The organism is Flavobacterium sp. CSZ, from assembly GCF_015350725.1.
In the GTDB taxonomy this organism is placed as follows: domain Bacteria; phylum Bacteroidota; class Bacteroidia; order Flavobacteriales; family Flavobacteriaceae; genus Flavobacterium.
This window is the reverse complement of record NZ_JADKPQ010000038.1, coordinates 1-26,056: the sequence shown is the minus strand read 5'-3', so window position 1 is coordinate 26,056 and position 26,056 is coordinate 1. Positions and strand designations below refer to the sequence as shown.

Annotated in this window: 19 protein-coding genes; 8 read left to right on the top strand and 11 right to left on the bottom strand. The window is 35.2% G+C overall.

Features of this window, described 5'->3' with window-relative positions; all coding sequences use genetic code 11:
• The 3 genes from IRZ78_RS25635 to IRZ78_RS25625 all read left to right on the top strand — a co-directional run.
• Positions 1 to 3,540, top strand: a 3,540-nt coding sequence (locus IRZ78_RS25635; protein ID WP_194620358.1) for a gliding motility-associated C-terminal domain-containing protein, incomplete at its 5' end; no start/stop codon positions are given.
• A 34-nt stretch (positions 3,541 to 3,574) separates the two neighbouring features.
• Positions 3,575 to 4,492 carry a type IX secretion system membrane protein PorP/SprF gene (locus IRZ78_RS25630; RefSeq protein ID WP_194620356.1) on the top strand — a complete coding sequence of 306 codons (918 nt, stop codon included), beginning with the start codon at positions 3,575 to 3,577 and terminating at the stop codon, positions 4,490 to 4,492.
• Positions 4,493 to 4,503: 11 nt separating this feature from the next.
• Positions 4,504 to 6,438 carry an OmpA family protein gene (locus IRZ78_RS25625; RefSeq protein WP_194620354.1) on the top strand — a complete coding sequence of 645 codons (1,935 nt, stop codon included), beginning with the start codon at positions 4,504 to 4,506 and terminating at the stop codon, positions 6,436 to 6,438.
• 162 nt (positions 6,439 to 6,600) lie between these two features.
• On the opposite strand, the gene IRZ78_RS25620 is transcribed toward IRZ78_RS25625, so the two are convergent.
• From IRZ78_RS25620 to pyrR, 7 genes are all read right to left on the bottom strand, one after another.
• Complete coding sequence (locus tag IRZ78_RS25620; RefSeq protein WP_194620352.1) at positions 6,601 to 7,104, bottom strand: CAP domain-containing protein; 504 nt, start codon at positions 7,102 to 7,104, stop codon at positions 6,601 to 6,603.
• Between the two features lie 173 nt (positions 7,105 to 7,277).
• A complete protein-coding gene (pdxH, locus tag IRZ78_RS25615) occupies positions 7,278 to 7,922 on the bottom strand; it encodes a pyridoxamine 5'-phosphate oxidase (protein ID WP_194620350.1) in 645 nt (214 codons plus the stop codon).
• 89 nt (positions 7,923 to 8,011) lie between these two features.
• Positions 8,012 to 8,920, bottom strand: a complete 909-nt coding sequence (locus IRZ78_RS25610; protein ID WP_194620348.1) for a ribonuclease Z — start codon at positions 8,918 to 8,920, stop codon at positions 8,012 to 8,014.
• Positions 8,921 to 9,009: 89 nt separating this feature from the next.
• Entirely contained in the window at positions 9,010 to 9,342 is a 333-nt protein-coding gene (locus IRZ78_RS25605; RefSeq protein ID WP_194620346.1) for a ribonuclease Z, read from the bottom strand.
• 176 nt (positions 9,343 to 9,518) lie between these two features.
• On the bottom strand, positions 9,519 to 10,445 hold the full coding sequence (locus tag IRZ78_RS25600; protein ID WP_194620344.1) for an aspartate carbamoyltransferase catalytic subunit: 927 nt from the start codon (positions 10,443 to 10,445) through the stop codon (positions 9,519 to 9,521).
• Positions 10,446 to 10,530: 85 nt separating this feature from the next.
• Positions 10,531 to 11,172 carry a hypothetical protein gene (locus IRZ78_RS25595; RefSeq protein WP_194620343.1) on the bottom strand — a complete coding sequence of 214 codons (642 nt, stop codon included), beginning with the start codon at positions 11,170 to 11,172 and terminating at the stop codon, positions 10,531 to 10,533.
• 99 nt (positions 11,173 to 11,271) lie between these two features.
• Positions 11,272 to 11,811 (bottom strand): bifunctional pyr operon transcriptional regulator/uracil phosphoribosyltransferase PyrR, encoded by a 540-nt coding sequence (pyrR, locus tag IRZ78_RS25590; RefSeq protein WP_078005278.1) that lies wholly within the window; start codon positions 11,809 to 11,811, stop codon positions 11,272 to 11,274.
• Positions 11,812 to 12,134: 323 nt separating this feature from the next.
• Between pyrR and IRZ78_RS25585 the strand changes: the two genes are divergently transcribed.
• The 5 genes from IRZ78_RS25585 to IRZ78_RS25565 all read left to right on the top strand — a co-directional run bounded on the left by IRZ78_RS25585 (position 12,135) and on the right by IRZ78_RS25565 (position 15,353).
• Complete coding sequence (locus tag IRZ78_RS25585; RefSeq protein ID WP_194620342.1) at positions 12,135 to 12,728, top strand: dihydrofolate reductase family protein; 594 nt, start codon at positions 12,135 to 12,137, stop codon at positions 12,726 to 12,728.
• An 18-nt stretch (positions 12,729 to 12,746) separates the two neighbouring features.
• On the top strand, positions 12,747 to 13,217 hold the full coding sequence (locus IRZ78_RS25580; RefSeq protein WP_194620341.1) for a hypothetical protein: 471 nt from the start codon (positions 12,747 to 12,749) through the stop codon (positions 13,215 to 13,217).
• A gap of 4 nt (positions 13,218 to 13,221) precedes the next feature.
• A complete protein-coding gene (locus IRZ78_RS25575; protein ID WP_194620340.1) occupies positions 13,222 to 13,620 on the top strand; it encodes a VOC family protein in 399 nt (132 codons plus the stop codon).
• A gap of 426 nt (positions 13,621 to 14,046) precedes the next feature.
• A complete protein-coding gene (locus tag IRZ78_RS25570) occupies positions 14,047 to 15,000 on the top strand; it encodes a Fic family protein (protein WP_194620339.1) in 954 nt (317 codons plus the stop codon).
• Positions 15,001 to 15,176: 176 nt separating this feature from the next.
• The gene (locus IRZ78_RS25565; RefSeq protein ID WP_173969674.1) at positions 15,177 to 15,353 is read left to right on the top strand and encodes a hypothetical protein; all 177 of its coding nucleotides are present in this window, start codon (positions 15,177 to 15,179) and stop codon (positions 15,351 to 15,353) included.
• Positions 15,354 to 15,412: 59 nt separating this feature from the next.
• Here the strand turns inward: IRZ78_RS25565 and IRZ78_RS25560 are convergent, their stop codons facing one another.
• From IRZ78_RS25560 to IRZ78_RS25545, 4 genes are all read right to left on the bottom strand, one after another.
• Complete coding sequence (locus IRZ78_RS25560; RefSeq protein WP_072964944.1) at positions 15,413 to 17,032, bottom strand: ATP-binding cassette domain-containing protein; 1,620 nt, start codon at positions 17,030 to 17,032, stop codon at positions 15,413 to 15,415.
• Positions 17,033 to 17,319: 287 nt separating this feature from the next.
• Positions 17,320 to 18,093, bottom strand: coding sequence for a TlpA disulfide reductase family protein (locus tag IRZ78_RS25555; protein WP_194620338.1), 774 nt, complete (start codon positions 18,091 to 18,093; stop codon positions 17,320 to 17,322).
• A 493-nt stretch (positions 18,094 to 18,586) separates the two neighbouring features.
• The gene (chiA, locus tag IRZ78_RS25550; protein ID WP_194620337.1) at positions 18,587 to 23,335 is read right to left on the bottom strand and encodes a T9SS-translocated chitinase ChiA; all 4,749 of its coding nucleotides are present in this window, start codon (positions 23,333 to 23,335) and stop codon (positions 18,587 to 18,589) included.
• Between the two features lie 494 nt (positions 23,336 to 23,829).
• Entirely contained in the window at positions 23,830 to 25,896 is a 2,067-nt protein-coding gene (locus IRZ78_RS25545) for a family 20 glycosylhydrolase (protein WP_194620336.1), read from the bottom strand.
• Positions 25,897 to 26,056 lie beyond the last annotated feature (160 nt).

Below are 26,056 nucleotides of genomic sequence, written 5' to 3'. Positions count from 1 at the left end.
GCTTCACAATCTCAAGTAAACTCAAGTTGTGGTGGAGTTTCTAGTGGATCTGCAACTGTGGTAGCTTCTGGCGGAACTGGTCCTTATACTTATTCATGGAACACTACTCCGAAGCAAACTTTGGCTACAGCCACAAATCTTCCATCAGGAAATTACAGTGCATTAATCACTGATGCTAAAGGATGTACCTATACTGCAACATTTGAAATCCTTGATGGAGATTCAGTTAAACCAATAATTGATCCGCTACCGGAAACTTCAACAATAAATTGTCCTGCCGAGCCTGTGTTTGCACAAGCTACTGCAACAGATAACAATGGTACAATTGCCTCATTAACTTTTGAAGATACAACTACTCCTGGCAATTGCAGCGGTTCTTATACCAAAACAAGAACCTGGACTGCTACTGATGCTTGTGGAAATATCTCACTACCGGTTAGTCAAACAATTATTGTACAAGACATTAATGCTCCAACTTGGGAAACTGAAACAGCTTCATTAAATAAAACTATCCAATGTAGCGATGCTTCCGCTTTAACTTCCGCGCAAGCGTTATTTCCAATCGCTTCAGATTTATGTGATAGTGATGTTTCGAATATTGTAAAAGTAAGTGGTGTGTTTGTAGCTTCGGCAGATTGTTCGAATGCGGGAACCTATACCAATACATGGACTGTAAAAGACGATTGTGGAAATACTTCTGATACTTTCACGCAAGTGATCACTATTGAGGATACAACAAAACCAACATTTATTGGAGAACTTCCAACAGATATTACGGTTTCTTGCGATGCTGTTCCTGAACCTGCAAATCTTGAAGCTTCTGATAATTGCAATGGTAATTTACCAATAGTTTTTAGTGAAACTAAGAGTGATATTCAAAATGGTTGTTCTACAAATTATACTTTAACCCGTACATGGACTACCAGCGATTGTGGTTTAAATACGGCTAGTTATACTCAAATAATAATAGTTAGAGATACTACTCCGCCTACTGGAAAGGCTCCTGTTAATGTTGCAAACCTGCAAACGATTACTGATATTCCTCTTGGAAATCCGGGTGATATAAAAGATGCCGCTGACAATTGCAGTACTACTGTAGATATCACCGTAAGTGATGCTAATAATGGAGGAAGTGGTTGCGACGGAAATGCTTATATCCTGACAAGAACGTATACTTTGACGGATTGTGCAGGTAATAAAACCGAATTGAAACAAACTTTTACTGTCGAAAATAAAGTTTCGGTAACTGGAGTTGCTTCGAATGTAACTTGTTTTGGAGGAAAAGATGGTTTGATCTTAGTTACTAATAGCCCAGGATCGACTGTTGTTATTAGAAACGAAAATAATGAGGTTGTTAGTAATACTAATTTACCGGCAGGAGCCTACACACTTACAGCAACATCATCTGTAAATAGCGGTAGCGAAACTTGTTCTGCAACTGCAACAGTTGTAATTACTCAGCCAACTTATAGAGTTAAAATATCCGGACAAATAATAAACAAAGACACTAATACACCAATTGCAAATGTGCCTGTTACTTTGGTTCCGCAAGGTACTACGACTGGTCCTGTTTTATTGCGCATAACAGGTACCGATGGTCTTTATAATTTCTCAGGTATGGTTGCCGGAAGTTATGTAGTTCAGGTTCAGGATGCCAACTTGAATAGCGTACATCAATTGTATCCTATAGATTCAAGTTTGTTTTTTACTACTCTTGAAGATTGTAAAATTCAGGAACATAATTTTGAATACGGAAAATCGACACTACCGGTTTTAGGAGATTATGTTTGGTATGATACTAATGGTAACGGAGTTCAGGATGAATGGTATGATGCTAATAATGATGGCATTGTAACTAAAAATATTCCTGATACAAACGGGGCGATTGATTATAGCCAATGGGAATGGATCGATCTTAATGGTGACGGAAGTTATACAGGACCATCAAATGTGGGTGAATTGAATGCAGGAGGTTTTGGAAATGCCTTGAGTGCTAATGTTATTATTGATGGCCCTAACGGATATCATCAGGAAGTAATTGTAGGTCGTGAAGGATTTTGGAGAGACCGACCTGCTAGTACAAATCCTTACGGGGACTATACTATAAAACTGGTAAAAGATGCTAATCTTGATGCTGTTGCCGCTGCTTTAGGCGCGACAGGTTTGGTAAAAGTTCTTCCATCCATTACAAATAAAAAAGCACCAAATAAGACTAGTAAATCGCAATTGCATACGGTTTGTAGTACAACTAGCGGCGCCAGCGGTTATATTGCAACTGTAACCCCTGAAGATCTCGTTCATTTAGATGCTGACTTTGGAGTAAATTGTAAAGTTTTATCAGATATCGTTGCCAATGATGATACGGCGGGACCAATTACGGGAGTGAATCATATTACGACAAATGTTTTAAATGTGTTACCTAATGACACTCTTGAAGGTATAGTAGTAACAGCAGCTGATGTTATTATTACAACAGTAACTCCAAATGAGTTTTTACAATTAAATGCGAATGGATCTGTAGATGTTTTAGCAAATGCACCGAGTGGTACTTTGACATTGGTATATCAAATTTGTGAGGCTGATCATACTACAAACTGTGATACTGCAACTGTAACTATTACTATTGTCGACCCTGCCCCTCCTACTCCAGTAATTGCTACAGATGATGTTTACAGCAATATAGGCTGTAATACATTTGGGTTGGTTGGAAATGTTTTAGTCAATGACTTTAAAGGCATTACAAGAGCATCATTAGAATTAGTAAACTTTACATTATTAGCTCAAAATAATAATGCGAAAACAGATCCAAATATCACTTTTGATGCTCTAGGAAATGTAACGGTATCGAGTTTAACTCCGGCGGGAACTTATACTTATAGCTATCAAATTTGTGATAAACTAAGTGCTGATAACTGCGATACGGCTACAGTTACAATAACTGTTGTACCAAATGGTATTGTAAATATCTCAAGCCAGGCTTGTAACGATGATTCGACTCTTATTGATTTACTTGCTTTATTGCCGGAAAACACGCCTTCGACAGGAGTTTGGATTGATCCTAACAATAGCAATACAATACAAGGAAATACTTTTAATGCCCTTGGCTTAGCTCTTGGCAATTACACATTTGAATATAAAATAACAGATCAAAATTGCCCTAGAAGCATTTTACTGACTATGGAAATTAATGATGATTGTAAAGTATTAGCCTGCGGAAATGTTGTGGTACACAATGCCTTCTCCCCTAATGGTGACGGAATAAATGATGTTTTCAGAATTGATAGTATTGATGATACAACTTGTTATCCGGAAAATAATGTAGAGATCTACAATCGTTGGGGAATATTAGTTTTTGAAACTGATAATTATAACAATACATCAAATGCATTTGATGGAATATCAAGAGGAAGAACCACCGTTAAGCAATCTGAAGGATTACCAACCGGAACTTATTTCTACATTATTAATTACAAATCGTTAGATGGAAATAATGTACTTCAAAATAATAAGAAAGATGGGTATTTATATTTATCTAAATAAAATCGATAGTAATAATAATATAATAATATCTACTATGAGAGCAAAATTATATTTCTTCGTCATAATGTTTGCGGGAGTTGCCAGTTATGCACAGCAAGATGCCCAATATACGCAATACATGTATAATACGATCGCGATAAATCCGGCTTACGCAGGATCAAGAGGCGCTTTGAGTATTTTCGGATTGTACCGCACCCAATGGGTTGGGCTCGACGGTGCCCCTGAAACCAGCAGTTTTTCTGTCAACACCCCCATCAATAACAGCAATCTGGGAGTGGGTGTGTCGCTTGTCAATGATAAGATAGGACCAACCAACGAGAATAATTTATCGGTTGATCTTTCCTATACTATTCAGACCTCTCCGGATTTCAAATTGTCTTTCGGGATCAAGGGAACGGCCAATTTGTTCAATCTAGACATCAACAAGCTAAATCCAGAGAGTCAGGGCGATCCGCAGTTTCAGGATCTCGATAATAAGTTTTCTCCCAATGTGGGAGCCGGTCTTTACTGGCATTCTGATAAGGCTTACATTGGTTTGTCAGTGCCTAACTTTATAGAAACCAACCGATATGATGATAATGACATTGCCATTTTCAAAGACAAGATCAATTATTATTTAATGGCAGGTTATGTATTTGATCTCGATAAGCTTGAATACATCAAATTCAAACCCGCAGTTTTGGGTAAGATGGTCGAAGGAGCACCACTTCAGGTAGATGTATCGGCCAACTTTATGTTCATGGAAAAATTTGTGGTGGGGGTAGCCTACAGATGGAGTGCCTCGCTAAGTGCGATGGTAGGCTTCCAGATCACTGACGGACTTTATTTAGGATATGGTTATGATCGTGAGACCACCAACCTGAACAATTATAATTCAGGATCCCATGAGATCTTCCTGCGTTATGAGTTCTTTAAAAACAACGGTAAAATGACAACCCCTCGTTTCTTCTAAAAAAAATGATTATGAAAAATTATATACTTCTATGCTTAATAATAATCTGTTTTTCATTTGACAGTTATGCACAGGATTCTAAGGTAGCTGCCGGAGATAAAAAATACGACAATTATGCCTATATCGACGCTATTAAAACCTATGAGCGCATAGCCGAAAAAGGATACAAATCCGAGGATATGTTCAAGAAACTGGGTAATTCCTATTACTTCAATTCTGATTTTGATGGCGCTGTCAAATGGTATGGTGAGCTTTTTGCCATAAATACAAGTCCTGAACCGGAGTATTATTACAGGTATGCACAATCGCTAAAATCAACCGGACAAATTGATAAGGCCAATAAACTTCTTTCTGAATTCAATGCTAAATTCAAAAATGACAACAGGGGGAAATTGTACAAGGAAGATGTCAATTATCTCGATCAGATCAAAGCCAATTCAGGACGTTATACAATCCAAGATGCAGGCATCAACTCTAAGTATTCAGATTACGGATCCTTTGTTTACGACAATAAAATCTATTTTGCATCAGCCAGGGATACCGGGAACTTTTCTCAAAGAAAACACAAATGGACTAATGAATATTTTACCAATCTGTATTTAGCCGATGTAGATCCGGCAACGGGAAGCAGTGCAAAAGTGAATAAATTCAAAACCTCCATAAATACCAAATTCCATGAATCTTCTCCGGTTTTCACCAAAGATGGCAAAACGGTTTATTTTACCCGTAACAATTATGTAAACGGCAAAAAAGGAAAAGATGACAACAAAATTACGCTAATCAAAATATACAAAGCCACACTGGATAATAACGGCAAATGGGCAAATATTACAGAGCTTCCTTTTAACAGCGACAATTATAGTGTGGGACATCCCGCTCTGAGCCCGGATGAGAAAACCTTGTATTTTGCCTCTGATATGCCAGGAACGATCGGACAGTCTGATATCTATAAAGTAAGTGTTAATGGTGAGAGTTATGGTCCGCCACAAAACCTTGGCAATACCATTAACACCGAAGGTAAGGAAACCTTTCCGTACATCACAAACGAAAACGAAATCTACTTTGCCTCAGACGGACATCCCGGACTAGGCGGACTCGATGTATTTGTGGGTAAAATAGAAGACAACGCAACTATCAGCAATATTCAGAATGTAGGTGGAGATATCAATTCTCCTAAAGATGATTTTGCCTATATCATAGATCCGGTTTCACGACGTGGCTATTTTAGTTCAAACAAAGATGGAGGTCAGGGATCTGATGATATTTATAAATTTCTGGAAACCCGAAAACTACAATGTGTTCAGACACTCGAAGGTATCATTACAGATGAGCAAACAGGCGCTGTTTTATCCGGAACAAAAGTGACTTTGTATGAAGGAACAACAATAAAAAGCACCACAATTTCTGACGCAAACGGATACTATAATTTTGCGGTGGAATGCGGGAAAACCTATAACGTTAGGGCCGAAAAAGAAGAATATACCACAAGGGAAGTCAGTGTAATAATCGGAAAATTAACTGGAAAAACAAATCTTCCAATTGCTTTGGAAAAATCAACCTGTAAAGTCACCATCGGTGATGATCTTGGAAAATGTTTTGGTATTAAAATGATTTATTTTGATCTGGATAAATCCAACATCAGAACAGAAGCAGCTCTGGATCTAGAGAAAATCCTCGATGTACTGAACAACAACCCAAAGATGAGACTCGATATCCGTTCGCATACCGATAGTCGTGCAACATTTAAGTATAATGAAGCTTTATCGAACCGAAGAGCAAAATCAACCATTGACTGGCTGGTTAAAAACGGCGTAGCCAAAAACCGATTAACCGGAAAAGGATATGGGGAAACCCAACTGGTAAATGGATGTTCTGATGGGGTGAATTGTTCTGAAGAAGAACACCAAATGAACAGAAGAAGTGAATTTATTATTATAGGACTTTAAAAATTAAATTCCAATATTTTAAAAATCCAAATTCCAATACGTCTATTCGTATTGGAATTTGGATTTTTTTATGCAGGATTTTACCAGTTGTTGATCTTTAAAAAAGCCGTCGCAAATCAAAGATTCGCAACGACTACTAAAAACCAACCAGTCCAATAATATTTAAATTTTAGCGAAAATATTCGTATAGTATTTTTTTCCTGTTTTTGCATCAGTTGTTACTGATAGACCAAAATGAGTAAAATCTCCTACGATATTTTCTTTATGTCCGGGGCTATCAAGCCACGCTCTTACTGCCGCTTCAGAAGTTCTGTAATTGTAAGCAACATTCTCACCTACTTTTTTAGCTCCTAAAACGCTAATAATATTGTTCGAACGTGAAGTGAAATCATTATGATCAACAACATTGTTGGCAATCATATAATTATTATGCTCTTCACATTTAAACGAAATATGATTTATTTTTTCTAATGCATTTAAACCAATACTTACCCTGTAATCATTGATAAGTTTCATGGTTTCGATCTCTGAATCATTATAAGTGTAGTTTGTAACCAGAGTTTCGGTTGTAGTACTATTATCTGTTCCCTCGGCACCATCTGCAGAGCATGAGTTCATTGCAATAGAAATTACAACGAACATCATGGCACACATCATCTTTTTCATAATCAATAGCAGTTAAAATTAAAGTAAATGTTGGGGCAAATTCCTTAAATTATATTTTAAAAATAAATTGTCTCGTTTTTCTTATTCCAAACGTATTCAATTTATCGGTAAACTGCAAAATTAATCGATGAACTACATGGTTATTTATTTATTAAACGTAAAAATCTTACAAACTAAGAAGATAATCTTTCAATCTTCCAGGAATAATCAGATTGGCTTTGGTAACGTATTCTATCATGCAATCTGTTAGGTCTTCCCTGCCAAAATTCAACCTCTAAAGGCGTTACTAAATATCCTCCCCAATTATCAGGTCTCGGAATTGATTTTCCTTCAAATTGTGCTTCCAGTTTTTTTAGATTTTCTTCTAAAAAAGTTCTTGAGGGAATCACTTCACTTTGGTGTGAAACTATAGCGCCGAGCTTACTTCCGTCAGGACGGGAATCAAAATAACCATCCGATATATTCTCAGACGTTTTTTGTGCAATTCCTTTTATAATTACCTGACGTTCCATCTCCTGCCAAAAAAAAGACAAACAAACATGAGGGTTTGCTGCAATTGCTTTTCCTTTTTCTGATTCATAATTGGTATAAAAAATAAAACCTTCTTCAGAAAATTTCTTTAATAGAACCACTCTCGATTTTGGGAAACCATCTAATCCAATTGTCGAAACTGTCATGGCATTTACTTCTCCGCTTGCGCCGAAATCTTCTACTTCATGAAACCATCTGTTAAAAAGATTAATAGGATCTGCAGGAATATTGGTTTCTAATAATTCGCTCTTCTCGTAAGATTTTCTATAATTGCTTAAATCATTCATTTTTCCAGATCTTTAGATTGTTAGACTTCTTAGATTTTTAGACTAAAATTTATTGCAAGAGACAACTTCTAACTCATAATTTATAATTCTTATTCCCACTCAAAACTTCTTCCGTCATCTCCTAAAAGTACGTTCGGGAAAATTTCTTGGGCTTCTTCTTTAAAACGTTCAATGCCGTCATATCGTGTAGAGTAATGACCTAAAACTAGTTGCTTTACATTTGCTTTCAATGCAATTCTTGCAGCTTCTTTGGCTGTCGAATGCAATGTTTTTAAAGCTAAAGGAGCTTCTGATTCTAAAAAAGTTGATTCATGATATAAGACATTAACATCTTTTATAACCGGAATAATATCTTCGTTGTAAACGGTATCTGAGCAAAAGGCGTAGCTCTTTGCCGGAATCGGATCGAAAGATAATTTCTCGTTTTCGATTACAGTTCCGTTATCCAGAGTAATATCTCCTCCACCCTTTATTTTTTGATAATAAGCAGTGTGAATATTGTATTGCTGAACAGCATCAACATTTAGTTTTCTGTCTCCGGGCTTTTCCTGAAATAAAAATCCGTTTGTGTAAACGCGATGTTTCAGAGGGATTGTTTTTACAATAACCCTGTTATCTTCAAAAATAACTTCGCTTTCTTTGGATTCTAATTCATGAAAAAACAAATCATAAGTGGTCCAGGATTCTGTCAGCTTCAATTGAAGAAGTATTAATTCTTTAATTCCTTTTGGTCCGTAAATGTGCAAATCGGTTGTTCTACCCAAAAGTGAAAAAGTCGAAATGGTACCAATTAATCCATAAAGGTGATCACCGTGCAAATGCGAAATAAAAATGTGATTGATCTTTGAGAATTTAATTTTGTTTTTACGCAATTGTACCTGAGTTCCTTCGCCACAATCTATTAAAAACAATCTGTTCTTAATTTCTAAAACCTGCGAAGTTGGGTTGGTAAGTGTTCTGGGAGTTGCGGCATAACAGCCAAGTATAGTAAGCTTCATTTTAGATTGTTGATTTTAGATTGAGTAAGTAATATTTAAGATTGATTTAGTTATTCAAAAATCTAAAATCTGAACTCTAAAATCTAAAATTAAAAACCTAAGTCTCTTTCGATTTCTTCCATTTCGATAATATCGTGTGCCTCTAAAAGAGAAGGAACAACAATCAATTTATCTGAAATAGCATTAAAGTCAAGATCAGCAACTACAATTACAAAGGATTTTTTGGCTTTTTTTTGCTGTTTTGCAAGTGGTAAAAAAAGCTTTACATCTTTTTCAGACAAACCGGAATCTGCTGTTAAATCGATTATAATATTTTGTTTTTCAAAGGTTTTAAATTGCTGCGTTACTTTTTCCAGAAAAGCATTAAAATCTCCCTGTGTATTTTTAATCGTAACGGTATGTCCTTTTTGATCTACTTTCATCTTCTAATTTATAGGCTCTATTGCGGGAGCTAAGGTACGATTTTTTTGGTTTTCAGTCCCAAACACAGCAAACAGTTTTAACTTTGTGTGAACCTGAGTTGTCACAGTCACAGTAACAAAAAACATTTTCAAATTCTAACCGTCATTGAAAACTGAAACCGAAAAATGAGACTAAATTATTGAATCTTAGACGCCAATAAATAAATCACCGCCATTCTAATTGCAACACCGTTTTCTACCTGATTCAAAATCACCGAATGATCAGAGTCTGCAACTTCAGAGGTTATCTCTACTCCTCTGTTGATTGGTCCGGGGTGCATGATAACGATTTCTTTATTAAGAGAATCTAATAATGGTTTATCGACGCCGTATTGTTGTGCGTATTCACGTGTTGACGGGAAGAAATTCACATCCATACGTTCGTTTTGTACACGGAGCATATTGGCTACGTCGCACCATTCTAAGGCTTTTCTTAAATTTGGTTCAACTGTAACTCCCAGTGATTCAATATATCTTGGAATTAACGTTTTTGGTCCGCAAACTTTTACTTCGGCGCCTTGCATTTGCAAAGCATATATGTTGGATAAGGCTACTCTTGAATGCAGAATATCACCTACAATAACTACTTTTTTTCCACCTACATCTCCTAGTTTTTCTCTGATCGAATAACTGTCAAGCAAAGCCTGAGTAGGATGTTCGTGCGCACCGTCTCCGGCATTTACGATACTGGCTTTGACATTTTTGGATAAAAAATAAGCCGCTCCGGGATTGGAGTGGCGCATTACAACCATGTCTACTTTCATGGAAAGGATATTATTTACAGTATCAATCAGGGTTTCTCCTTTTTTAACCGAAGACTGAGCTGCCGAAAAACTGATAACATCAGCAGATAATCGTTTTTGAGCCAATTCGAACGAAAGTTTTGTTCTGGTACTATTTTCGAAGAAAATATTGGCAATAGTAATATCGCGCAATGAAGGAACTTTTTTAATGGGTCTGTTAATGACTTCTTTAAAATGATCGGCAGTTTCAAAAATCAGGTTAATATCATTCTCGTTGATGTATTTTATTCCTAATAAATGATTTACGCTTAATTCTTTCATTTTTATTTCTTTAATATTTATTTGTCAAATTCATGAATTTCTGAAAATATTCAGTTCTTCAATGCTTATTTAAAGAGCAGCAACTCTATTGAACCATTCTGTCTACCACTTCACTGTAATCCAGGAGATCTCTTGCGTCTTCATCAAAAATCTTCTGCCATCTGAAGCCCGGAATTTCGATTTTGGTTCTTGCAGAGCCATCCCATTTTATTTTAAAATCGTTGTTTATTAAAACCTCAGCTACTACTTTTCCTACTTCTATTGTCGTTGCATCATCAGAATTATCTACTTTCTGAAAAGCGATAAACAAACTTGGATTTTCAACTGCAATTGCTCTTGCCAAATCCTGTTCGTGATAAAAACAATAACCATCAGACTCTATTTCGTTTTCCTGCAATTCTCTTTCAACCTCAACCACTTCATATTCACCATCTGTTGTGGTGTAACCTGCATTATGAAGTGCCAGAATATTCTCGTCACACAATTCATCAAACGCATTTATTAGCCTTTCAGTATCTGTTGGACTTTCCCATTGTTTACTTTCTGACAATAACTTTTGGTATTCTTCTCTTATTTTATCAAAAGCCCATTCTTCTGAGATTTCGTCTGCAAATTCGTTGTCTTCAATTTCTTCTATAATGTTCTCCTGAATCTCATCAAGAGAAAGAAATCCCATTCTGACCTGATTAAAAATTGATTCATAAATAAACGTTTCATTCTCTGTCATATTTTTTTGTTTAAGCGTTTATTTGTTTAAGCGTTTGTTTGCTATACCGGTAATCGTTTCTTTACGATTAAACAATTAAACAAATCACCGATTAAACTTTTAATTCGTTATCAGATAAACGGCATCCTCGCCTTCATTCTCTTTCCAGCTCACTTTTACTTTTTCGTCGTTTATAGCATCAACCTGACGACCACGATAATCGGGCTGAATAGGTAAATTACGGCTAAAACGTCTGTCGATTAACACTAACAATTCGATTTCTGAAGGTCTTCCAAAAGACTGAATTGCGGTCAACGCAGAACGAATGCTTCGTCCGGTAAACAATACGTCATCGATAAAAATGACTTTCTTGTTTTCGACTATAAAATTTATTTGTGTTTTATTGGCTTCCAGCGGTTTATCAGTACGACGAAAATCATCTCTAAAAAAAGTGATGTCCAGATAGCCCAAAGAAATCTCCGGAACCTGATATTCGTTTTCTAATATTTGTTTTAAACGTTCAGCTAAAAAAACGCCTCTTGGTTGAATCCCAACTAAAATAGTATCGGAGAAATCAAGGTGTTTTTCGATTAACTGACAAGCCAAACGATGGAGTATGATAGTAACTTCTTTTGAATTAAGTAATACTTTTTGGCTCATAATTAAGTGTAATGTTTGGTTGGGCAAATATACGAAATCAGAATTTATTTGTTGGGGTGTTGGGAAGGGAAATATTTTTTTATTGGTTTTGGCACATAATTTATGCTTGAATTATGTTTTTTAACTTAACACAAATATTTGACTTTAAATTCTCTGGGAGAGATGCATATTATTAATAAACGTTATTATTATATCGAAATTCCATATTTGTAAACTAGATTAAAATCCAGCCCTACAATATTAGTCGAGCCGATGGCTCTTTTTTACCTGATCGGAAATTTACTTGTTTTTCTTATATTTGATAAATGCAAAAACCAAACATCATGAGAAAAATAATCGTAATAACCATGATTACAATCGATGGTGTAATGCAGGCACCTGGTGGACCTGAAGAAGATACTTCAGACGGTTTTGAATATGGAGGCTGGGTGGCGCCTTTTGGAGATGAAGAATATGGCAATGTCATGCAGGAACAAATGAAACCTGCCGATATTCTTTTGGGCAGAAAAACATTTGATATTTTTGAAGACTATTGGCCAAAACATGCAGAAGGCTGGCCAGGAATCAATGAGGTAACCAAATATGTTTTGTCCTCTACCAGAAATAACTCTGACTGGGAAAATACCGAATTTCTTTCGACTATAGAAGACATCAAAAAACTCAAAAATTCAGAAGGCGGAGATATTAAAGTTTGGGGAAGTGCAACACTTGTGCAACTTTTGCTTCAACATGATTTAATCGATGAACTTGGGCTTTTAATTTATCCCATAATTCTAGGTAAAGGGAAAAAATTGTTCGATGATAACTCAACTCCGGCAGGATTTACCTTAATAGAAAATACAGTTACGCCAAGCGGTGTAATTGCTTTGAGTTATAAACGAGGCGGCAAAGTCAAAACTGGAACAATTGGAGAATAAAAAAAAATCTTCATTTTAATGATAAACAAAATTAAACAACTAAAAATCACAGGAGGAATTATTTGGCTTTTAGAACTTATTCATGGAAAAGATCATTTAGCAGCTAAATTAAGTAATTTAAGAACTTTACAATTGGGAACCGTTGGACGTGAAGTTGCAGAAATGCTCGACAATAAAAACTATCGATTAATTCCGAAATTTGAAAATCACGATTTAAAGCACATTGTTTTAGAATATGAAATGACAATGAAAGATGAAATCAGAATGCAAGCCTATCTCATTGGAAATGGTAATTTTACTTTTCCATGTTTAATATTCTTTTCTTTAGGTATATTTTATCCAACAATTTGGAAAGATTTCCTAAACGAATATCAAACAGGAAAATCTTCAAAATCAATTCATTTTTTAACTTTAGATAATTGTATGGAATTGCAATTGAAAGATATAAAAAGTGAATATGGGAGAAAACATTCAATTTTAAAACTATAAAATCATGAAAGTAAAAGTCATAGGAATCCCAGTTCAAGAACAAGAAAAGGCATTACAATTTTATACTACAAAATTGGGTTTTATAAAAAAACATGATGTGCCTTTAGGCGAAAATAACAGATGGCTAACAGTAGTTTCTAAAGAGCAACCAGACGGAGTCGAAATTTTATTAGAACCGTCACCCAATCATTTTGAACCGGTTAAAACGTATCAAAAAGCGTTGTTTGATACCGGAATTCCGTACACGCAATTTAATGTAGAGAATCTTCAGGAAGAATATGATAGACTTGTACATCTTAACGTTGTATTTAGTATGAAACCCACCGAAATGGGCAATGTAAAAATTGCAATTTTAAATGATACTTGCGGGAATAAAATTCAGTTGATTGAGATGTTATCTTAATATTCCGTTACACTCTTTATATTAAAAATCCCAGTCCCAGAGGGATGTTATATTTATAGCAATTTCTATAGCATTTCATAAGAACCTCATAGGGGTGACACATACTCGTAATCAAAAACCATTTGCAAAAAAAATAAGATCGATCTGATTTTTGTAATTTTAAAATTTCGTAGGAATGATTTATATTGTAGCAACGTCCCGAGGCTTCGAAATTAATTCGTTGTATAATGGTTATCATTCTTTTTGACTGGATTAAAATCCAGCCCTACAATATGGTCGAGCCTACGGCTCTTTTTTAATATCATTGATGTTTTTTGAATCAAATTAGACCTATTTTTTTGTTGTTCAAATGATAGTATTTGAAATAAAATTAACTTCAATGATTAATAATTACTACTTTTGATAGTATCAAATGATAGTATCAAAATGAAGCCTCCGTACGAAATAACTCCCGAAATATTAAAATTAATCGTTATTGTCTCTGAGAAAATCGGAGAAGTAAACGCAAAATATTTAGTCAAGCTAAACCCTACATTAAGAAAACAAAATAAGATAAAAACAATTCATTCTTCGTTAAGTATTGAAGGAAACGCATTGTCTGAGGAACAAATTACTGCAATTCTTGAAAACAAGAAAGTTGTGGGACCTCAAAAAGATATCATTGAAGTCTTAAATGCTTTAGAGGTATATGATAACTTAAGTTCCTTAAAATACCAGTCGGAAAAAGATTTTTTGAAAGCTCATAAATTGTTAATAAAAAATCTAATTGAAGATCCTGGAACTTACAGAAAAAAAGGAGTTGGAATTGTAAAAGGCGCAAAAGTAGAACATATTGCACCGCCCTATAAAAACGTTCCTTTTTTGATGAAGGATTTATTCGAATATTTAAAAGATAAATCTGAAATCTCGTTAATAAAAAGTTGTGTATTTCATTACGAAATGGAATTCATTCATCCTTTTATGGATGGAAATGGAAGAATGGGAAGATTATGGCAAACCCTGATTTTGATGAGCGAATATAAATTATTTCAATTCCTGCCTTTCGAGACGTTAATTTCAAAAAATCAGGAAGAATATTATAAGATTTTATCGGTTTGTGACAAAGAAGGAAAATCAACTCATTTTATTTCCTATATGCTACAAATAATAGACACTTCGCTTTCGTCGTTGCTTGAAAATTCTACAAAAAAATTAAACGAAACTGAACGGTTAGAATTATTTATAGAAAACGTAAAAGAAGAATTCACTAGAAAAGATTATATGAAATATTTTAGTGATTTGTCATCTGCGACAGCTAGCAGAGACTTAAAAAAAGGCGTGGAAAACCAAATTATTGAGAAAAGTGGCGATAAAAAAACAACAGTATACATCAAAAAATAATAAACTATTAATAAGTACATGATCTAACAAAAAAGGACTATAACTATATCTAATCTCCAAATCATAGAACTTTCCGGCAAAATTATATAACACCTTTTTTTGTTGTTTGAAGTAATTTTAATCTAACGATAATTAGAATACAAAATTCTTTTTAAAACACTAAAAACAGCAAAATCATGCAAAAGAACATTACACGTTTGTTAATGGTATTCGTAATACTATTTTCATTTACAAGTTGCGAAGTTATTGGAGACATTTTTAAAGCCGGAATGGGATTCGGGATTTTTATCGTCATCTTTATTGTTGCGATAATCATCTTTATATTCGCTAAGCTTTTTGGCGGTAAGAAATAAACATAAAAAAATCCCGATCAGTTGAATGATCGGGATTTTTTTTTATCTAAAACTATGTTTTATTTCGCGTACATTTTTGTTCTTAATTCCTGAACTTTTTCGTCGTCAAGATATTCATCAAATGTCATATAACGGTCGATTGCTCCGTTTGGTGTAAGCTCTACTACTCTATTTCCAACCGTTTGCGCAAACTCGTGGTCATGTGTGGTAAAAATTACAGATCCTTTGAAGTTTTTTAGCGAATTATTAAAAGCTGTAATCGACTCCAAATCTAAGTGATTCGTTGGCTCATCAAGCATTAGGATATTAGCTCTTTCCATCATCATTCTCGAAAGCATACAACGTACTTTTTCTCCTCCTGATAATACGCGGCTAGTTTTTAAAGCTTCTTCTCCTGAGAAGATCATTTTCCCTAAGAATCCTCTAATAAATACTTCATCACGTTCTTCTTCCGTTTTCGCGTATTGGCGTAACCAGTCTACCAATGTTAAATCGTTCTCGAAGAAAGAATGGTTTTCAGCCGGTAAATAAGCCTGATTGGTTGTAATTCCCCAATCGAAAGTTCCTGCATCTGCTTTTTGCTGATTGTTCAAAATTTCGTAGAATGCTGTTGTAGCACGTGAATCTTTTGAGAAAAGAACTATTTTATCGCCTTTTGCCATATTAAGATCTACTCCTTTAAACAAAAGATCTCCATCTACAGACGCTTCTAAATTTTCAACATTCAAAATCTGATCTCCTGCTTCACGATCCTGATCAAAAATGATTGCTGGATAACGACGGCTTGAAGGTTTGATATCTGAAATATTCAATTTAGAAATCATTTTTTTACGAGATGTTGCTTGTTTTGATTTGGCAACGTTGGCGCTAAAACGACGAATAAATTCTTCTAATTCCTGTTTCTTTTCTTCGGCTTTCTTGTTTTGCTGTGCACGTTGTTTTGCCGCTAATTGGCTAGACTCGTACCAGAAAGTATAGTTTCCTGAATAGTGATTTATTTTTCCAAAATCGATATCAGAAATATGTGTACAAACCGAATCTAAAAAGTGACGGTCGTGAGAGACTACAATTACTGTATTTTCATAATTGGCTAAAAAATTTTCTAACCAAGAGATGGTTTCAAAATCCAGGTCGTTGGTAGGCTCATCCATAATAAGCAAATCAGGATTTCCAAAAAGTGCCTGCGCCAAAAGGACACGAACTTTAATTTTTCCCTCAAGATCTCCCATTAATGTATAATGATGCTCTTCGTTGATTCCTAAGTTAGACAACATCGATGCGGCATCAGAATCTGCATTCCATCCGTTCATTTCTTCGAACTGAACCTGAAGCTCTCCAATTCTGTCTGCGTTTTTATCGTTGTAATCTAAATAAAGTTCATCCATTTCTTTTTTAACAGCGTACAAAACTTTATTTCCCATCAAAACAGTTTCCAAAACCGTATGCTCGTCGAACATGTTGTGATTTTGGTTTAAAACCGACATACGTTTTCCGGGCTCTAAATGAATGTGGCCAGAAGTTGGGTCGATATCGCCCGAAATGATTTTTAGAAAGGTAGATTTTCCAGCACCATTGGCTCCAATAACTCCATAAATATTTCCGTGTGTGAATGTGGTATTTACTTCGTCAAACAAAATACGTTTGCCAAATTGAACTGATAAATTATTGACTGTTAACATGAATGTCTTTTTAATTAATTTGGTGCAAAAGTACGAAAAAAGGTTCTAAGTTGCAAAGGTGCTAAGGTTCTAAGTTTTTACCATGCGGAGAAAATTTCTCGCAAAGCCGCAGAGGCGCAAAGAAAACATACTTTGTGTTGAAAATTTTTACCATATAAGTGACATAAGTTCATCTAAACTAAACTTAAAAAAGAAAAACTTTGCGCTTTTGCGAGATTAATTTAATCACAAGCTTTATATAAAACCAAACTTACAATTTCTTATATCACTTATATGGTTTAAAAAAATTATAATTTACTTTCTTTCTCTAAGGCGACTTCTAAACTTTCGAAATTAGGCAAGACTTTTGCAATAATTCCTTCTTTGTTTAAAATAAAATGTGTTGGGAATGAATTGAGTTGTAATGATTCATTCATATACACTTTCATGTTTGGAATTACGGAATATGCCAAAGGTCTTTTGGCTAAAAATACTTTTAATTTTTCCCGAGCATCTTCGGCCAGACTTATAAACAGAATATCTTTTCGGTCTTTGTATTCGTCTGCCAGTTTGTTTACCTGTGGAAATTCTTTGATGCATGGCGTGCAGTGAATGTACCAGCATTTTATAACAATGATTTTTCCTTTCATGGATTCATTTGAAACTAAATTCCCGTTTAGATCTTTGAAAGAGAATTTTGGAAATTGGGTTCCTTCCATTTCGAAATTTTTGTGGGCATCGAAACCAATTTGATTGATGGTGGCTTTTATGCTGGTATCTGAATTCTGCTGAATTAGAAATAGCTTATAATAGTATGTTGAATCTTCTGATTTTAGTCGGATTGGGATGTAGTTTCTGTTTGCCAATAGATTTAGAAAAGATTCTTTCGAAATTTCTTTTGAATTTGGATCTAATGCTACAAAATCTCTTGAAAGCATGATGTTTTTACTTTGGTATGCTGACCAATCTGTATATGTTTTTTGAATGTGGATTGGGTCTACTTCTGGGTTTCCGAAATTATTTTGGGCGAAGGAAAAAGTAAAAAATAAAAATGTGATTATAATGGTGATCGATTTCTTCATGAAGTTTTTAATACGATTATTGAGTTTCAAAAGTACTTAAAATAGTTTTGAATTTGTGTTAATCGTGAGGAAATGGCACGCGGATGGCACGGATTCGCTTTGCGAAAACGCGGATTTATACCGATTTTTTATTCTGATTTTGTCTTATGAAAACGGGGAGCCCTGATAGTAGTGGAAATCCTTTTGTGCCGGTCCCGATAGCTATCGGGAGGCACAAAAGGAACGGATTGCTTCCCCAATTCGCACTTTCAGGCTCGGGTGCAGGAAATAGCTCCTAAAAAAAATCACTATTAATTTTACTTCACTTTAAAGCATAAAAAAACCTGACAATATAATTGCCAGGTTCATAATGCTCGCCTCCGGGTGAAAACCAAATAACAAATCACCTAAATTTGATGCATTTATTCGAAATAAAAACTAGATTAAAAAATAAATAACCAAACTCAATTTTAACCGTCCTAATTTTTTTATTTCTAAATTTTCATTCATTTAATTAATTTAAAAAGTTCATTACTTTCAGTGATTTTTTGTTTCCTGCTTTGTCTGTTACGATCACTACAAATATTTGTTTTGTTGAGAAACTATAATTTTGAAGCAGTACTTCTTTATTATTCTGAATGTTTTTATGACTTATCAATAATTGCCCGATGGTATTAAACACGTCTACCTGGGCGATATCCTGGATGTCATTTGTAACTGATAACGCATCGTTTTTGAAATAAGCCACAGTTGCGTTATTTGCTTCGATAGTATCCACTGAGAGTTTTCTTGCTGTTGACTGCGAAGCAAAATAAGCGGCATAGGCTTTAGATAATTCAGATGAATTACCACAAGAAGATGCATCCCAGTTTACAGACCAGGTCATTAAACCTCTTAAAGAAGGATATGGTCCGCCTGGCTGCATAGTATATGTTCTTCCTGAAAACGTGGTTCCGTTTCTTAAATAATCCATAGCACTAATTCCTTCTGCCGGCGTTAAATAACCGCTGCCTGCTGCACTTGGACAGGCTGGTAATGCAATAAGAACTTTTGAGGCAGGTAAACCATCAAAATGCATTCCTGTTGTACCAATGTTATAGCCTTTTATCACCATATCAGTTAGGGCTGTTACCATGTTTGCTTTCTTGGCTGAACCATAATATTGACCATCTAATCCGTTTTCTCCTCCTGTATTGTACAATTGTACCGCTAACAAATCCAATTCATTACGCAAGTTTTGAATGATCGGCAGGAAGGAACCAAAAGTATCTGTGTAGGTAGAATATCCTCCTTGTACGTATTGTGTTTCCGGAGCTGCAGTTAATAAAAATCCAGGACCATAGTACGCTTTTAATTCTTTGAAAGCATCTACTACGTTTTTTAATCTTGGATAAGCAGAAATACCCGCATAAGAAATATTTCTTAAACCTCCTGCATTAAAATTCATCGATCCGCCCTCAAAATCAATATCAACTCCATCAAATTGATACTCATCAATAATTGCTTTCAGACCATTAACAAAAATATTTTTTTGAGTTACATTGTCTAAAACAACATGACCATTTTGACCTCCAATAGAGACAATAACAGGAACGCCGCTATCTCTTAAGGATTTAATATCGTTTTTCAACAATTGCTTATTGAAAACACCATTGGTCAGATATCTAGTGTCATTTGTAGTTAATACTGGTGTGTAACCATCACGATTAACTGTTTCTACAAAAGAATAATCAACTACGTTAAACTTACTTCCTACCATTTGAGAAAAATATAAAAATGGAGCACCAGTATTTTCCCAGGAATGTGCGTATCCTAAAATAATTTTGGATGGAAGCGGGATAAATCTATTGGTGCTCACCGGAGCAATTTTAATTGTATTATTTAATGTAGTTACACCAGATTGATTATCGGTTGCTTTGATTACAACTGGATAATCCTGATAAGCAGAGGGTGTAAAATTATACGTATAGGTATTGTTTGTACCTGCTGTCATGTTAAACGTACCTCCATTTATTGTAATAGTAACACCTGAAACTGATCCGTTACTATCAACAGCTGTAACTGAAATTGGTACAACCTGGAAAGAACTTTGGTTTACAGTGGTATTCGATGGTGAATTCCAAGTAATTACTGGCAAAGAATTTGGACAGTTTGCACCTGAACAACTTAATGTAAAACTATATGTTTTAGAATCTGTTGTTCCGTTTGATGCAGTAGCCGTAACGGTTAAGGTATGAGAAACTCCAAACTGATTTGCTGCTGGTGTCCAAATAGCTGTATAAGTTCCTGAAGAATTGGTAGCACTCAAACTTTGTCCATCTAAACTAAATACAACAGATGAAATTGTAGTGGCATCAGCAGCACTTAATCCCACACTTGCAACAAAATTAATTGCTGATCCTAAATTTATAGCTATCGCCGAAGCTGTTGGCGCTGTAATGGTAACCACCGGCTTAGTCGCAACCACCGCTTGTCTATTAAAATCGTAAACAGTTGGAGTTGTTGGCATTGCAAAGTTGGATAAGTTATTTGGATAATAAGTCACATCACCGTTTTCCCAACCATTTAATTTTAAACTTAAAACTTGCGTATAACCTGCTACAACTGAATTATCAAAACTATAATTTCCTGAAGCATCTGTTGTGGCAATAACACTTTTCCAGTTGTGGGTATTATCTGTCCATGGCACCACCAATTCTACTTTTGCTCCTGCAACCGGGGTCGTTCCATTTTTTACAGAACCACTAATTAGGTTGGTAACAGCGAGTGCAGCTGCTCTTGCTGTAGAACCTGTGCTGAAATTATAAACTGTGGGATTTGCCGGAACTGCAAAATTTGCCAGATTATTTGGTAAATAAACCACTTCTCCGTTTTCCCAGGTGTTTAATTTTAAACTTGTAATTGTTGTATATCCTGCTACAACTGCATTATCAAAACTGTATTTTCCTTGTGCATCTGTTATGGCGATAACACTTTTCCAAGGGTGTGAGTTATCTGTCCAAGGTAAAACTATCTCTACTTTGGCACCAGAAACAAAATTTGCTCCGTTTTTAACAGTTCCGCTAATTTTACCTGAAGGTGTTACAACAACGTCCTGAGCAAAGTTTAATGTTTTATTGGCAACTAAATTGGTATAAACTGTTGAAGCCGGTGTAAAGGTTTGCCCTGTTAAAGCTGCTGTTACCGTATAATTTCCTCCAGAAGGCAAACTAAGCGAATAAACACCACTTGCGTTTGTAACTGCTGTGAAATTTCCTGTTGTAGAAGTTGCTGTAACTGCTACACCCGAAACCGGAGTTGTTGAGTTAAGAACTGTTCCGCTAACGGTATAATTAACAATTGGTGCGCCCTGAATAAAATTCAGCGTTTTGTTAGCATCGATTGCATTATAGACTGTAGAAGCTGGTGTGTATGAGAAGCCTGATTTTGCAGCTGTAAGGGTAAAATTAAGTCCAGCTGTTAAACCGGCAACGCTATAAACTCCGCTTGCATTAGAAACTGCAGTTAAAACTGTTGTTGCTGAACTAGCCGAAACTGTTACCCCAGAAACCGGAGTTGTTCCATTAAGAACTGTTCCGCTAACGGTATAAGTAGGTTGTGTTCCGTTAATAACAACACCCGTTTGATTTACTGCAACATTATTTAATGTCACCGGAACAAAAGTATAAGAAGCTTTTAAAGCAGTTAATGTATAATTTTGTCCTGAAGTTAAGTTATTGAAGGTGAAATTTCCGCCAGTAGAAACTACGGTCTGCAATACTACATTGCTTGCATTACGCAATTCAACAGTAACATCCGCAACTAAAGCTGCTCCGTTTTTTACAGAACCTGCAATACTTACTGTTCCCGGAACTACACTCCCAAATGAAGTATCTATCTGATTTAATAATGAATTAGGAATAGAGCCTCTGGTATCCTGAGACAATTCCCAAACCATACCTCCGGCTAAATTTTTTGATTTAATATACTGCACTTTTAAATCCATTGATTGCTTATCTTCATAAGAGATAAACTGTTTTAAAGTAGCATTGTATAAATAAGGAACTTTTGTTGTATTATCGAAATAACGTACCCATCCTGCCGAAGCTGCACTTGGAGTAACTAGCATTGTATTTGGATCTAAATAAGCATGTGAATTCGTTACCGGATTCCCTACTAAATCGCAAATTTCGATGCTTCCTGAACGTTCGCAGGCTGCTGCTCCATCCCAGGTTCCGATAGGGTTTTGTGGGTTTGTACATCCCGGAACTATATCTCTTGGTGCTGAAACGAACAATCCGGGTAAATTAGGATTGGTTCCGTTATTGGCTACATGATCAAATTTTTTCCCGTAGAAAGGCAATCCCATGATTAATTTATTGGCAGGAAAACCAACTACATTTAGATATTGATTTGTTAATTCGTCCAAAGATTCTGATTGTGCTGCGCCATATAAAGGATCATTTGCGTTTCCACTTCCGTATAAAGGAGCGTTGTAGCAGGTTTTATCATACCAGTTTCCTCCAAAATCATAGCCAAAATAGGTGATATAATCACAATAAGTCGAAATGTCTTCTGTCATTCCGTATTGCGATCTGTTATTTGGCCCTAAATATTGTTTGGATACATTTCGAACATTGTTTCCCGCAGCAATTGTAACTAATTTATTTGGCATTGCCTGACGCATTGCTTTTAATAAATAAACTAAGTTTTTGTTGTCGTCCGGGCTGTACTTTTGCGGAGGAATTGGTGCTCCGTTGATTACTTCAGTTCCATCTGTTCCTCCTGAAAGAGGATATTCCCAGTCAATGTCGAACCCGTCAATAAACGGATAAGTGGTAATGAATTTTTCCATGTCTGCAGCCAGAGCGGCTCTTGCAACAGGACTTGCTGCAATTGGAGAAAGATCCTGACCTTTTGTCCATCCTCCTACAGAGATTAAAACTTTTAAATGAGGATACTTTTCTTTTAACTTTTTCAAGTCATAAAAGTTTCCTTTTACCGGAGCATCCCAAGGGATTCCGCCTTCCATATGCTCAAAATCGGCATAGCTATCCAAACATAATAATTTGGTGTTCTCAGGATGGGCCGGATCGTAAGTTGTCCCATAAAAAGAATAATTCAAATGCGTCAATTTACTGCCGTCTATTTTGGGGATATTAAAATCCCGGGCATAGATAGACCATTGCGCATAATACCCCACTACTTTTTTGCCGTGAGCTGGTTGGGCTAACGCGAGTAAGGGAAACAGTAACAAAAAAAGCAATCTGTAATAATGTTTCATAGTTAAATTAATATTGGTTAATAGAAAAAAAATAAATATTCCAATTACAATAAATTATGCACCAAAACACGGCACATAAAAACAATAACTGGGTTTCAATAAATTGCAAATAGAAAACATTGCAACTCACAGGAAATTAATTCATATTACTTCTAAAAATAAATACTACTATTACTGATTTTCCATAATCATTAGTGAATAGCACTGATTGATATTTATTTAATTTTAAAAAAAATTAGGTTAGCAAATGATAAATTTGGGGTTCATCAATTTTAATACTCTACTTGTTTGTCATGTTTATACTTTATTCTGTTTTATTTGGTTTTAAATGTTAATAATTCTTATTTGGTTACTATATTTTTTATTTGATTTAATAATTTTAATTTAGTTGCTCTTACCATATTCACCTCTACCAGAAACTTCTGGTAGAGATAAATAAATTACTAATAATCATGGTAACAAAACTTACTAAATACTAACTCAAACCAAACTCTTTAAATTAATTTTTTAAGACTTGCATATACTGATAACTCAACATCTGCATGATCTTTTGTATTACATTGCTCTATTAAACTTTTTAGATCATCAGCTTTTAATGTTGATTTGTTCTCTAAAACAAGTAACAATTCCTGGGATGCATCTGTTAGTTTTTTAGACAAAGGCAAAATTGGCTGTAGTAAAGGAGCATTGGCACTCAAAGCAACTAACTCTTTATTTACGGCAATCCATCTGGTAAAAAATGCCGTTACTTTTGCTTTATTTTCCGGTGTTTTATTGGCCAGATATTTTGTTACTGCGTCATCAAAAGCTAAAGAATCTGTGGCATCCGGTCCACAAGCATCAGCAAAAAGTGTAAATGGTGAATACATTTGATACTCCGTTCCGCCTTTATTACGTGTATATCCTTTTAATGGTTCGCAAACATTCAAAAACTCATCTAGAGAAACAATGTTTTGATTGTTTGTGATGTTTCTTAAAATAACATCTTTGTTGCGAATGTGTGTTAATCCTAATTCTTCTAATCTAAAAGAAACTACTTCAAGACGTTTGCGCATATTGGCTACATCTGTAATATCTTCTGCTGACCAAAGTCTCTCTGCAATTGCAGCTGTTCTTGGCCAAAGTCTTGAATCGATCGTTAATGGCGTTACCAGTTCTGTCCACATTGTGGCTTCTCCACCCAAAATTCTTGCTTTTTCATCAGCAGTTAAATTGGCACCTTTTGGCATAGGATCATTCAGATAGTGGCTTGCAATTGGGTACATTAGATCGATATAATATCCGTTTGATAAAACTGTTTTGTATCCTTTTTTTACTGCATCAACCAATGACTGACCTGCAATAACTCCTTCGTTAGGACCTCTCCAGGAATGAATAATGGCATCTTTTGACATGTTTTTTGTCAAAATCTCTTCCCATCCCATTAGTTGTTTACCATGTTTTTTAAGCATTGGCACTAATTGCATGGTAAAATAAGTCTGCAATTCATGGTTGTTTGCTAACTTGTTTTTCTTTTTAAATTCCTGAATTTTTGGGTTTGCATCCCAGTCTTTACCTTCGTTTTCATCTCCCCCGATATGAAAATAAGCGCCTGGGAATAATGGACAAACCTCATCAAAAATCTCACTTAGTAATTGATATGTTTTAGGATTTGAAGGATCTAATGTTGGTGAAAAAATACCCGCATTTCTTTCAATTCCATAGGTGGTGATTGCCGTACCCTGAATATTTTTTTCAGAAGTTCCTCCTGTCAGTGTAATCACTTTGCTTCCTATCTCCGGGTAAGCAGTAAGTATTGCAGATCCGTGACCAGGAACATCTATTTCCGGAACTATCAAAATACCACGCTCATCAGCGTATTTTACGATATTCTTGATTTCCTCTTGTGTGTAATACATTCCATCCGAAGCTAAGTCGATTAGTTTGGGATGTTTTTTCATTTCAATTCTCCAACCCTGATCGTCTACTAAATGCCAGTGAAAAACGTTCATTTTCATAGCAGCCAATCCATCAATGTTTCTTTTGATTACATCAATTGGCTGAAAGTGTCTTGAAACATCAATCATCAAACCTCTCCAGGTAAACCTTGGGAAATCTGAAACTTTTGAGTTTGGAAAATAAAATGAGTTATTGTTATTCTGCAACATTTGCAATAACGTTTCAAGGCCGTGAAGTGCACCTAAATCGCTGGTTGCATTTATTGTAATTTGATTTTGTTTGATATCTAAATGATAGCTTTCATCTTCGTACAAACCAATTTTTCCCGCCTTAGTACAATTGATCTGAAGTGAAGCTGTCGGAACTTCATTTAATTTGGTAATAAAACCTTGTTCGAAAAAAATACCGGTTCTACCATCTAAGCGACGTAAAAAACGAGTTACTCCTCCAAAAATTCGAGGATTAGGGTTTCCGGTAATGTTTACTTTAAAATTTTTATTTAAAGCAAAATTTCCGTCGTTTAAAACAACACTCTGAGGCCACGGCATAAGATTTAGCTGCTCTTTTTGAATTTGAGCACTAGAAGTTACACCTGCTAATAGTAGGACTAATAAATATTTCATTTTTTACTGTTTTTGAAAAAGATGTTATCCGCAGATAACAGTATTAAATAAATAAGAAACAAAACTCAGAATGATCTCTATTGAATCCTCACTTTCCTTATGAAATCAATCTGGTTTTTGTAATGTGATTCGCTCTCACCCGAATCTTATATTTTAATTT